This window comes from Mycolicibacterium sp. CBM1 (assembly GCF_054073305.1).
The window spans coordinates 68662-80047 of sequence record NZ_JBSXPP010000020.1 but is presented as its reverse complement, the minus strand read 5'-3'; the positions used below and the strand labels follow the sequence as shown (position 1 = coordinate 80047).

The following is an 11386-nucleotide window of genomic DNA, read 5'->3' as shown; positions in this document are numbered from 1 at the left end:
TGTAGTGATCCGATTGCGAGGGTGCTTGCCGAGTCGGCAGTGGCCACATCGCCGCCTTCGATTGAGCCGATATCACCGGCCTCCTGGGTCGTGGTCCGCCCTTGTGTTGGCCAGTTCGTACGCTTCCGGTGTGCCGATGTCGACGATCCCCGACTGGACAGTCTGAAATCGCGGACGCAACGCGGCGAGTTCTTTGTCGAGGAAGTCCGTCTCGAACGAGAACGAGGGGCGATCGGGCAGCCAGTCGATCAGGTCGCGGCGGCACCCGTAAGTACCCGCGTTCACCAATCCAGGGCCGGTCCGTCCCTTCTCTCGAAAGCCGATCGCCACGTTGCCGTCGGTGACAACGCTGCCGTAGCGGGACGCGTCTTCGATCGGTGCAACGGTCATGCTCAGCGGCCCAGGGCCTAGCAGCGAGAGAAGCGCCCCGAAGTCGACGTCGGCGAATGTGTCACCGTTGGCAAGGACGAACTCCTTCTGGAGGTGTTCGACGGCGGCCTTGAGCGCTCCGCCGGTGCCGAGGGGGGTGTCCTCTGTGCTATAGGTGATCGGAACGTCGCGATAGGAGACTCCGAAATGCCCGCTGATGACATGCCCGGCGTAGCCTACGAGGAGGTGAATTCGGTTGATTCCCTGATCAATTGATCGATCGAGTAGATGTTCGAGAAATGGTCGGCCGCCGATTGGCGCCATGGGCTTCGGTAGTCCGTCGGGAATCGATCCGCGCAACCTGGTACCGAAACCGCCGGCGAGCACCACCAGTTGCATCGGGCAGCCTCTCCCTCGGATGACGGCGGTCAGCTGCCGGCAGGGCGTTTGGCCGGCCGAGACGGCAGGCGCCATGTCGCCGCGCCGTTCTTGGTGAACAAGCACGGTGCCACGGAGCCGCCGCACTGCTGTTCGAGGTTGCGGACAACCTCAATACGACGTCGTGGATCGACAATCATCATTAGGAAGCCACCTCCGCCTGCACCGGAGACCTTGCCGGCCACCATGCCGCTCGACTGCGCCACCTGGTAGGCCCGCTCGATTGTCGGGTTCGAAATTCGCGATGCCAGCCGCTTCTTTGCCTCCCACCCCCGTAGGAGTGATTCGGCGAAGCCGGGTATGTCACCCACCACCAGGAGATCCTTCATCTCCAGCGCCTCCGCACGAAGCGCGTGGGTGGCCTCGAGCGCGTCCTCGTCGCGGCGTTCCACGTTACGTTGTTGCTCCGCAATGACTTCCGACGACAGCCTGGACACTCCGCCGAAGTAGAGAAGGAGTGAGGCCTCCAACTCCGCGATCACCTCGCGCCTGATCCGCAAGGGGTTGACCACTACATCGCCGTCACCGTCCGGGCGTGATTCCATGTAGTTGAAGCCGCCGAATGCGGCCGCATAGTGGTCCTGCCAGCCGCCTGCCATCCCGAGATCGACGCGTTCTATCTCCCACGCCAACCGCGCGAGCTCATAGGGCCCGGGAGTCGAGCCGATCAGTTCGCATGTCGTCACCAGCATTGCCACCACCAATGCAGACGACGAGCCCAAGCCGGACCCTGGCGGCGCATCGACCTGGGTGGCCAGTTTCAGGGGGAACGGTCTCCCACCGTTGAACTCCTTCACGACACGGCGGTACACCGCGACATGCAGGGGGAAGTCGCCCTCAAGCGATGCCAATTCGTCGGTGCCTGCTTTGCCGGCACGATCGCGGTCGGGTGATCGAAAGGCAACCTCACCGACCTCGGCGCGCTCGGCGAACGCGTAGGCATAGCGGTCGATCGTCGCGTTCAGAATTCGTCCGCCAAATTCTTTCGAATATGGGTCGACATCGGTGCCGCCACCACCAAGTCCGAGCCTCAAAGGGGCTCGCCCCCGAACAACGGTCATGCGCCCAGTTCCTCCCTCGCACGTCCGACTGCGACTGCGAAGTCCCAGAGGGAAACAAATGATGCGTCGGCGAACTCCCTAAGACCTGCTCGCCCCCCGATTGCAATACTGACACAACGGTGAGCAGCAGTCGCGACGTTCTGCCCCAATTCCATGTCGCTCGGGCTGTCGCCCACCACGATGCTCAGCGACGGCTCGACACCTGGATGCTTCGCCAGCCAATCCAGGATGAGTCCCGGTTGCGGCTTGCGGCACCGACACCGTTCTGATTCGAGATGAGGGCATACCTGAAAGTCGTCGAGCGCCACGCCGTCTTGGCTCAAGTCTTCCTGGATGTGCCGGTGAATGTCGGCGACGTCGTCCAGGCTCATCAGGCCTTTGCCGACCCCCTGCTGGTTGGTGACGACGACTAGATGCGGCGCCCAGGCCTTGAGGATGCCCAAGGCCTGCCGTGCTCCAGGTAGCCATTCGAAGTCCGACAAACTACGCACATAGTCGCCTACGATCTGTCGATTGATTACGCCGTCGCGATCGACAAAAAGACACCATTCCCGATGGGTGCGATCGGCAATAAGATCGTTAATGCAATTTCTAACCGGCAATGGTTAGTCCTGCGGCGCGAACATTGCGTATTCAACATGTTCGGAAATTGCATGGATAAACACAATATGCGATTCTTGAATTCTCCCGGTGTCGCGCGAGGGAACATTGATCAAATAGTCGGCCAATTCTGCGAGTTTGCCGCCGCTCTCACCCGTCATGGCGACCACCGTCACTCCCAACTCGCGGGCTGCGGTTGCCGCACGTAGTACATTGGGCGAGTTGCCCGACGTGCTGATCGCGACAAGAGTGTCGCCGGGACGGGCGGATGCCTGCAGTGCGCGCGCAAACACGGTGTCGTAGTCGTAGTCGTTAGCAACTGCCGTCACGTGCGACGAATTGCCGTGCAGCGCTTCAGCACCCAAGGGGGGCCGATCGAAAATGAAATGGCCGGTTAGCTCGGCGGCAAAATGCTGAGCGTCCGCCGCACTCCCGCCGTTGCCGCACATGAACACCCGAGCTCCAGAACGATAGCCGGCGATCAGTCGGTCCCCGACTGCGCGGGCTGTTTCCAGCAGTCCTGGCTCATTCAAGATCCGATTCTTCACGGCGATCGTCTCCGTGAAGATCTCCTCCAGAGTTCTCATGCTCAATCCCTTTCGATATCGGCGCGGATTGGAGTCGTTCACCACGGACGCACTTAGTCGGTAGCAATGGAAGCCAGATGTTAGTCTCATATTAGACGCCTGCTGAGACGTCCGCTCCTCTAAGACGGAAACGAATGGATGCACGAAACACTACGGTGAACGGCGCCAAGGGCAACCCGAGCCCGCCAGCGGCATCTCCCGTACGGATCTATAGCCCTTTGCACAAGGTATCCGAGCATTTCGTTGAACGGCTCGTCGAGTCCTTGGAGGGAGGTGGTGTCACCACCGAACGGCTGCGGTCGCGTGACGGCGAGGTTGGCGGCGACAAGCTCGCTAAGGTTTGCGCGCTTGGGGCTCACGTGTGGAATGCTCGGCGTTACGTCGCTGCCGGTGGCCCCAACGTCGTTGCCTGGCCGCTCCTGGGCTGGTGGGAGATGCCGCTGTGGCGTCATGAGCATCATCGAACCTTGATCGCAATGCACGACCCGGAACCGCTCGTACGGCAGAATGGCTTGACGCCTCGAGCGGCGCTGCGGGCGGCCCGGCTTTCCGGCTCGGCGTCACCTCACCTCGTTACCATGAGTCCCGAGGCGCAGTCGATCACCGCGAGGTATTTCAGCCCCGAGCGGGTGCACCTCGCGCCACACCCGATGAGAGCGCCCGATGTGCACGCCAATCGGCTCTCGAGCGAGACGGTCCTGGTGTTGGGTCAGTACAAGCCCGCCCGCGATCTCGACGCGATGGCGGCGATCGCCCCAGTGCTGAGCGCCGGCGGGTGGCAACCAACCGTGGCAGGGCGCGGATGGCCGGCGATACCCGGTTGGCGCGTGATCGATCGATTCATGAGTGAGCAAGAGTTCGGCGAGTTGTTAGGGTCTGCCGCGGTTGTCCTCTTGCCGTATCGGTACTACTTCCAAAGTGGGGTGGCGTTGCGTGCGCTGGAAGCAGGTGTACCTGTGGTCGGCCGCCGAACGGGCTTCCTGGAGTCGGTCCTGGGCGTGGCGTTTCCCGGCGGTGTTGACGAGTGGGACGACCCTAGTTCCTGGCTGGCGGCGGTCGAGGCTGCCGTCAATGCCACCTCTGACCAATTGTCATCCGCGGCAGCCTATTCGATTCGGGGGACGCAAGAATGGCGAAAGCTGCTCGAACGGTAGTCCACGCGGACGGCGCTAATCTGATGAGCAGCAACGAAGCTGGTGCGCTCCGGGTTTTGACGGTTCACTACAACACTCCGGAGCTGACGTCTCGTCTTGTCCGTCTGTTTCCGCGGCAGACGCCGGGCGGGCGCGTCATTACCGTGCACGTTCTGGACAACGGCTCTACTCCGGAGAACCGGCGTGCGCTGCAGGCCGGGCTGGACGGTTTGCCCGGTGTCACACTCCAGCTCAGTGATGTCAACCTGGGGTTCGGTGTTGGAAACAACCTCTTAGCCGACCGAGACGACATCGATGACCGGGATGTCCTGTGGTTCCTGAACTCGGACACCAGGCCGAACGCGCACTGCCTGCGGCTCCTCGAGGAGGAACTCGACAAGGGGGGCTTCGACGTCGTGTCTCCGCTGATCTTCAGCGGCGGGGGCGACGATGAGGCGATCTGGTACTGCGGTGGGACGATCAGCACGCGAGAGCTGCGTGTGCGTCATCAGCTGCACGGGGCGCGTTTGGAAGAAGCACCCGAGCGTCCCTTCACTACCGAGTTCATCACAGGCACGTCGCCGATGATGCAGGCGTCCACCTTCCGTGCGGTCGGCGGCTTTCCGCGCCATTACTTCCTCTACTGGGAAGACACGTACTTGTGCTGGCGTGCCGGGCAATTAGGCGTGCGGCTAGGCGTGGTTCCCGCCGCGCGGTTGTGGCACGAAGTCGGTGGTTCGTCGGGGTCCGGCAGGAGCACGACCTTCTATTACTGGACGGCGCGTAACCGATTTACCTTCGCCAGGGACATCGGGATGTCTCCTCGGCGGCTGGTCGTCGGACGAGGCGGTGTCGAGTCGCTTCGCCCCCTCGGGTGGGCGCTTCTTCGCGAACGAAGTGAACGGCTAAGGAAGGCCAGGGCAGTCGTCAGGGGAACTTTTGACGGACTCAGGCAGTCGCAGATCCAGGCTGCCCCAGGCGCCGAGCAGGTTGAATGACAACGCACATGATCAACACCGAGGGTGCGTGAGTGCGCGATGAGAGTTCTTATGCTCACGCCTTATTCGCCGTTGATACCTCACGATCATGCGGCGAATGACATTGCGCTGCCGCTGGTGACTGCCCTCGCCCGACACACGGATCTACACGTTTATGCACCTGGTCAACAGTGCAGTGGCAAGGAAAGCTGGCGTATGGACGGGGTTACGTACCACGCGGGCTCGAAGGTGTGTCCGCGACAGATCGACCGGTTGCACCGTTATCCCTATGCGGCGCGCGGTTCGTGGTCGCGAACGTCGACCGACGAAGCGATCGCGATCGCCGAGGTCGTCAACCCCGACATACTGCATGCCGAATACGTCCAGACTGCCGAACCCCTGCTGCGAGCCAGTCGGCTCGCACCGACCAGCCTGACGCTGCATGATCTGCCAGGCGAGGTCGCTGTGCAGCCGAGATCGGAACTCTCCATGCTGCGTTTCTGGTTGCAGCGGCTGGAGCGGGCGAAGACCCTGCGCTTGAGAGACGCGATTCTCGAGCAGATCGACGCGCTGTTCGTTTTCAACGATCGCGACCGACGGAAGATCGCCGGAGCGGGCCGAATCGTCGAGGTTGCACCGCTGGGAGTCGATCCACCGCCGGCAGGGTGGGCGGGGGATCGGGCGTACGTTGCGTGCTTCGGCGGCGCCATGTGGCGCTTGGAGAACGAGATGACCGCGCTCTATCTGGCCAGGGAGGTCTGGCCGCTGGTGCGCGCTGAGTTACCCGACGCCTCGCTCCGTATCTTCGGTGCACGACCCGGTCCCCGTGTGCTCGACCTGGAGTCCAGCCCGGGCGTGACGGTTATCGGCGAGGTTGCCGACTATGACGATGAGTTCCGGCATGCGGCGGTCACGCTGGCGCCGGCGATGGTGGAAGCCGGAATCCTCATGAAGGCGATCCGAGCGATGGCCATGGGGTGCCCTGTCGTGCTGAACCCGCAGAGTGCCGAACCGATCGTCGGGCTGCAAAACGGTGAGCATGCGCTGATCGGAGAGAACCCCGCAGAACTGGCTGTTCGCGTGATCGAGCTGATGCGTGACCCCGCACGCGCTAGCGACCTCGGCCAAGCAGCGAAGGAGCTAATCCGCTCGCACTTCAGCTGGGACCGCACGGTCGATACTTACCTGAGTGTATGGGATCAGCTACTCAAGCGATCAACGTGAGGCAGCGTGTGGTCATGTGGCGCCTCCCGTAGGCGTAAGCGGCGCCGCAGTGACCAACGCAACAATGTGGACGAGCACTCGTCGGAGCGTGGATTCCGCAACCCTCTCCTAGTCCGCGATATGGGCCGTCGTGCCAGGTCGCAGGGGATTGAGCCGCGTAGTGTCCGAGGTATTCGACAGGCTGCCGCACGGGCTGGCGACCTGATACCCATTTGTGTCGCAGCTGCGACCACTTCGCGGCGTTCGTAGACTGTGATCAAAGGGGGCCGCTCGGCAAGAGCCGAGCAGGATGTCGAACTGATGACGCAAGCGAGAGGGTTGTGCCGCAGATGGGCCGGTCTCTTTCCCGTCGTGTGTTACTGCGAAACGCAGTCTGGATCACCACTGCGGCCGCAGCGTTGCCGATTCTGGAACTGACCGAGGCTCCGTTTGCCGCAGCCTCGACGGCCGGTGACGCCCCTTCGCGGCCGACGTTCTTCGTCGCGAAGACCGGCAGCGATGATGCGGACGGCCTGACTCCCGAGACGGCCTGGGCAACCATTCAGAAGGTGAATGCGGCCCTGCCCGACAAAGGGTCGACAGTGCTCTTCCGCCGGGGCGATACCTTCTACGGTGAACTGAAGCTGCCGTTCGGATGCGAAGTCGGGGCGTACGGGGCCGGTGAGCGACCGGTCCTGACGATGGAGAAGCTACTGAATCGTCCCGATGGGTGGGTCAAAGACACTGACAACGTCTGGAAAATCGACCTCGGTGCGCCCAATACGCACGACGGTTATACATGGTCCAATGACGCCAATATCGGCTATCTGGTCGTCGACGGAACTGTGAAGCCCGCATTGAAGCTGGACTACTCCGAACTGAGTGAGCCCTGGGACTTTTATTGCGATATTCCCGGCCACACCTTGTTTGTCGCGGCTCCGGCGAACCCCACGACGTTGGCAGCGGACATCAAGGCGGCGCCGAACGGTAATGCAGGTGGTGCAACTGGCTGCGTCATCTCTTGTATGGCGGGGTCGAACAATATTCACGATGTGCACATCACCGGCACGGGAGGCTGCGGTATCCATGGCTCCGCAGAAGACGTGAACATTAAGGACTGCACGGTTGACTATATTGGCGGTTCGCTCCTGCAGGATGGGACAAATCGGCGCTACGGAAATGGGATTCAGTCCTGGGTGGGAGCCAAGCGCTGGAACGTCGAGAACAATGAGATCGCGCAGGTCTACGACGTCGCGTGGAGCGCCCAGGGCGACGCCGGGTCTGCGAGTGGTTGGGAAGACATCACTGTTCGGGGCAACTACATCCACGATTGCAGCCAGTCTTTCGAATTCTGGTCGAAGGGCAGTGAGTCCGCTTCGGGGTTTCAGCGCATCCTGATCGAGGGAAATAACTGCGAGCGTGCGGGCTATTCCGCATTTTCAGACGTTCGCCCGGATCAGAATGTGCGTGTCCATCTGCTCACCTATGTGTGGGATACACCCGCCGACATCACCATACGAAACAATGTTTTCGATAACGCGTATGTCGCCTACAGTTACCATTCCCACGAGCCGGTGGGTTATGCGACCTACGACAATTCGATCCGGTTGAAGGCTGGGCAGAAGATCGAGTTTCAACGCCCCGAGACTGTCGAGGACTACGTGGACTGGCAAGCTGAAACGGGCCGCGAAGCCGGCTCCGTTTTCGAGATCGTCTAATTCACCGGTCCCGTCACTGGCAGCAGCGGGCGGCATCGATCGCCGAACCCTGATCGCTCATGATCGCGTGTAGGCGAACTCGTGCTGGTTGGCGCCGCGAACTGTCGTGTGCCACACGAACACAGCGCCGGCATCGGGTTCTTGGTCCGGGGCCAGTCCCTGCCTCGATGTCGTTATGTAGAGGACACTGTGGTCCTCCCCGCCGAAGGTGCAGGAGCTCACCTGGCTGACACCGGGTACTTCGACCGTCTCGACCAGCCGGCCGGAGCTGTCGTAGTGGTTGACGGCTCCGCCGCCCCAGAAAGCTACCCATAAGCCGCCTTCCTCGTCGATGGCCATGCCATCCGGTACACCCGGCACGTCTTCGACAGCTATGTGGGTTCGCCGGCCCGACCACGCGCCGGTGTCGAGGTCGACATCGAAAGTATCGACTCGTCGGGTTGGCGTATCTACGTAATAGACGCGTGCGCGGTCGTCTTCCGGCCACTGCACACCGTTTGAAATGGAAACCGGTGCAAGGATTTCGGTCACTTTCCGGTCGGGAGTGACGCGGTAGACGGCGCCGCGTCCGGGACTTTCGTCGTAGGGCATCGTGCCGATGATGAAGGCCCCGAGTGGGTCACATCCGCCGTCGTTGGTGCGCACGGTCGGGTCGTCGGTCACCGTCGCAAAGTGCTCGAAAGTAACCAGGTCGTCGTCAGCAAGGACCACCCCCCGCTCGGTCGATATGACGAATCCGTGGTCGCGGCAGGCTCTGATCGCCGTTGCCGCTCGGCTTGGTACCGGGTGCCGATCGATGCTGCCGTCTGTTTCGATCGTCACGACAGCGGCCGCCAACACATCCATGCACATCAGTCGGTTGCGGCGCAGATCCCAGAATGGACCTTCCCCATGGTGTGTCACCGGCGGTGTCAGCCGGGAGGAGACTGTCATCGGCGTGTCTCGAGCGTCGGCATCGTTGTAATCGTAACTAGTATCTGCCCGCGGCGGTCGTGGGCGACAGAGGTTTGGACAGGTGGGCGAATGCAGGCCCCCGGTTCGGACGGTGAACATCGGAGGGTCGGGATGGGTCAAGACCAGCCAACACTGCCTGCGAGGTCCCCGCGTATTGGTTGATGTGCGGCTTCTCTGAACATCTCAGGTCGGCACGCGCCGTGTTAGGTTTCGTGCGTGGGGAAGACGAGATCAGCTATTGTCGGGCGGCTTCCAGCGCCGTTGGCCCGACGGCTCCGGGCTGTGAAGCGAGAACTGGCTCACTGGAACTGGATCGATGAGCCGGAGATGATCGCGAACCTGGCGTCGACCCGCTCGGATTCCTCACGATGCGTCCTAGTTGATGTCGGCGCACATGTCGGCACGGTGACGGCGGAGTTTCTCGACAAAGGCTGGTCGGTCGTGGCGTACGAACCCGACCCTTCGAACCGCCGAGAATTCGAACGTCGAATCGGCGACAATCCTCGCGTTCAGCTGTCTACCTCCGGCGTGTCAGACAAGCCTGCCAATCAGGTGTCGCTGTTCACGTCATCGGTATCGACTGGGGTGAGTACGCTGTCGCCGTTTCACGATTCACATGAGGCCACGGCACACGTCGATCTGGTGACCCTTGCGGAGGATCTGCGCGCCCGGAAAGTCGAGAACGTCGATTTCCTCAAGGTTGATATAGAGGGATTCGATTACTTTGCGCTCAAGGGATTTGATTGGAGTTACTCTCCACGCTTCGTTCTCTACGAATTCGAAGACCGCAAGACGGTGCCCTTGGGTTACTCTCTGACCGACAGCAGTTCGTATGTCGAAGCGCTCGGGTATCACCTTGTCTACTCGGTTTGGGAACCCATCGTCGAGTACGGCACGGCACATCGGTGGCGGGGGTTGTACACCGCCCCTCCGGCAGACGTCGACAAGTGTTGGGGCAATGTGCTCGCTTTCCGCGAGCGCGACGACGCAACCCGGTGCCTCCGCCGCTATGGTTCGAGGCTGCGGCGCGTCCTCGGCTCGTTCGTGGATGGCTGAGCCGTCGGTTCGCCGCCAAGTGGATCAGGCTCTATCGGACGTGCAGATCACGGTCTGCTGCTGGCCTTGGGGGTGACGCTGGATGGCTTCCGCCACCAGTTCTGCGCGTAGTCGGTTTCCCTTGTTGGATCGACGGTTGAAGTCGGCGTTCTGGCGAGGCTTCAACGAGGCTGTAGACGTCCTCCGAGTGCCCCTTCGCCGACCTGAAGTCCTACTCGTCACTGGTGGGGCCTCGGCCGCAAAGAGTGCCGAAGTTGAAGCACGTATCCGGTTCTTGCTCGATCACCTCGATCGCGGCCTCGACGTCCGGCACGTGGCGGTGGCACCCGCGGCAGACTATGTCCGAAGCGCTGCCGTCGCGAGCGCTGACTCCAAGGCACTCGCAACCTTCGCGCACCATCGGTTGAATTGGGTCGTCGATCTCGACTACGAGACAAATCCAACCGACGGATGGGATCTCATGGACCTTGGCGTTTCTTTGACGCGCCGACGGGCCCGTCGAAGGTGGGCAAGCGCAGCGCGCCGCACCTTTAGCGACCGTGTCGAGAAGATCCGAGCCGAGGGCTCGCGGCCGGTCTATCTCTTCGGCACTGGCCCGTCATTGCAACTGGCCGCTGACCGCTCGTTCTCCGATGGAACTGTCGTCGTGTGCAACACGATCGTCCGCGACGTCGATCTGTGGAACCACCTGAACCCTCATTTCCTGACAGCCGGTGATGCGATCTACCATTTCGGCCACAATGCGCATGCCCGCGCTTTCCGCGCTGACGCCCTACGTCGGCTCGAAGAATCGAACGGCCGAACGTTGTTCGTCTATCCCGCTCAGTTTGATGTCATCGTGCGGTCGGAATTCCGTGATGTCCGACAGCTGCTCATTCCTATCCCGTACGGGGAGCACACGGATATCAGCGTAAATCTCACGGAAAATTTCGAACTGCCTCATTTGGGAAACGTGTTGAACAATTCGCTACTACCGCTCGGGTGCACTCTGAGCAGAGATGTGAGGCTGTGGGGCTTCGATGGCCGGGCGCCCCAGGACACCGGCTTCTGGGCGAACTCTGACCGGCACAGTTACCCCGAACTCATGCAGTCCATCCGAGATGCGCATCCGGCGTTCTTCTCGGATTCGATTCCTGCGGGCAACGAAATCAAGTATGTGAATTCAGTACACGGAGACCTTCTCGATGAACGTCTCAGCGAAGCAGAGGGTCGAGGCTTCACTTTTCGGATGCTGCACCAGTCGTGGACTCCGACACTGCAGAAGCGACACGACGGAGCCAGCTAGCGCCG

General features: G+C 61.7%; 11 protein-coding genes. 6 read left to right on the top strand and 5 right to left on the bottom strand.

Translation table 11 applies throughout. From position 1 onward, the window contains the following. Window positions 1-72 precede the first annotated feature (72 nt). From ACXDF8_RS22855 to ACXDF8_RS22840, 4 genes are read right to left on the bottom strand one after another with little or no spacing between them, the layout of a single operon-like run. Window positions 73-759: a sugar phosphate nucleotidyltransferase gene (locus tag ACXDF8_RS22855; RefSeq protein ID WP_457225559.1), complete on the bottom strand. Its 687-nt coding sequence runs from the start codon at window positions 757-759 to the stop codon at window positions 73-75. A gap of 38 nt (window positions 760-797) precedes the next feature. Beyond that, window positions 798-1868, bottom strand: a complete 1071-nt coding sequence (locus ACXDF8_RS22850) for a GHMP family kinase ATP-binding protein (protein ID WP_457225558.1) — start codon at window positions 1866-1868, stop codon at window positions 798-800. Further along, entirely contained in the window at window positions 1865-2470 is a 606-nt protein-coding gene (locus ACXDF8_RS22845; RefSeq protein WP_457225557.1) for an HAD family hydrolase, read from the bottom strand. Before ACXDF8_RS22845 ends, ACXDF8_RS22850 begins: the two co-directional genes overlap by 4 nt. A 3-nt stretch (window positions 2471-2473) precedes the next feature. Continuing rightward, window positions 2474-3055, bottom strand: a complete 582-nt coding sequence (locus tag ACXDF8_RS22840) for a D-sedoheptulose 7-phosphate isomerase (protein WP_457225556.1) — start codon at window positions 3053-3055, stop codon at window positions 2474-2476. A gap of 155 nt (window positions 3056-3210) precedes the next feature. On the opposite strand from ACXDF8_RS22840, the gene ACXDF8_RS22835 reads away from it, so the two are divergent. The 4 genes from ACXDF8_RS22835 (at window position 3211) to ACXDF8_RS22820 (ending at window position 8086) form a co-directional block, all read left to right on the top strand. Continuing rightward, window positions 3211-4209: a glycosyltransferase gene (locus ACXDF8_RS22835; protein ID WP_457225555.1), complete on the top strand. Its 999-nt coding sequence runs from the start codon at window positions 3211-3213 to the stop codon at window positions 4207-4209. 23 nt (window positions 4210-4232) lie between these two features. Beyond that, window positions 4233-5186, top strand: a complete 954-nt coding sequence (locus tag ACXDF8_RS22830; RefSeq protein ID WP_457225554.1) for a glycosyltransferase family 2 protein — start codon at window positions 4233-4235, stop codon at window positions 5184-5186. Window positions 5187-5237: 51 nt separating this feature from the next. After that, a complete protein-coding gene (locus tag ACXDF8_RS22825; protein ID WP_457225553.1) occupies window positions 5238-6389 on the top strand; it encodes a glycosyltransferase family 4 protein in 1152 nt (383 codons plus the stop codon). A gap of 320 nt (window positions 6390-6709) precedes the next feature. After that, window positions 6710-8086: a right-handed parallel beta-helix repeat-containing protein gene (locus ACXDF8_RS22820; protein WP_457225552.1), complete on the top strand. Its 1377-nt coding sequence runs from the start codon at window positions 6710-6712 to the stop codon at window positions 8084-8086. Between the two features lie 57 nt (window positions 8087-8143). On the opposite strand, the gene ACXDF8_RS22815 is transcribed toward ACXDF8_RS22820, so the two are convergent. Further along, window positions 8144-9019 carry an SMP-30/gluconolactonase/LRE family protein gene (locus ACXDF8_RS22815; RefSeq protein WP_457225579.1) on the bottom strand — a complete coding sequence of 292 codons (876 nt, stop codon included), beginning with the start codon at window positions 9017-9019 and terminating at the stop codon, window positions 8144-8146. Between the two features lie 303 nt (window positions 9020-9322). Between ACXDF8_RS22815 and ACXDF8_RS22810 the strand changes: the two genes are divergently transcribed. Then, complete coding sequence (locus ACXDF8_RS22810; protein WP_457225551.1) at window positions 9323-10096, top strand: FkbM family methyltransferase; 774 nt, start codon at window positions 9323-9325, stop codon at window positions 10094-10096. An 82-nt stretch (window positions 10097-10178) separates the two neighbouring features. Beyond that, window positions 10179-11381: a hypothetical protein gene (locus ACXDF8_RS22805; protein ID WP_457225550.1), complete on the top strand. Its 1203-nt coding sequence runs from the start codon at window positions 10179-10181 to the stop codon at window positions 11379-11381. Window positions 11382-11386: the final 5 nt, after the last annotated feature.

What these genes read in the sequence shown, in the direction of transcription:
- ACXDF8_RS22850 (WP_457225558.1), bottom strand. Translation starts at nt 1,868, where the DNA reads ATGACCGTTGTTCGGGGGCGAGCCCCTTTGAGGCTCGGACTTGGTGGT.
- ACXDF8_RS22805 (WP_457225550.1), top strand. Translation starts at nt 10,179, where the DNA reads ATGGCTTCCGCCACCAGTTCTGCGCGTAGTCGGTTTCCCTTGTTGGAT.
- ACXDF8_RS22840 (WP_457225556.1), bottom strand. Translation starts at nt 3,055, where the DNA reads ATGAGAACTCTGGAGGAGATCTTCACGGAGACGATCGCCGTGAAGAAT.
- ACXDF8_RS22830 (WP_457225554.1), top strand. Translation starts at nt 4,233, where the DNA reads ATGAGCAGCAACGAAGCTGGTGCGCTCCGGGTTTTGACGGTTCACTAC.
- ACXDF8_RS22825 (WP_457225553.1), top strand. Translation starts at nt 5,238, where the DNA reads ATGCTCACGCCTTATTCGCCGTTGATACCTCACGATCATGCGGCGAAT.
- ACXDF8_RS22815 (WP_457225579.1), bottom strand. Translation starts at nt 9,019, where the DNA reads ATGACAGTCTCCTCCCGGCTGACACCGCCGGTGACACACCATGGGGAA.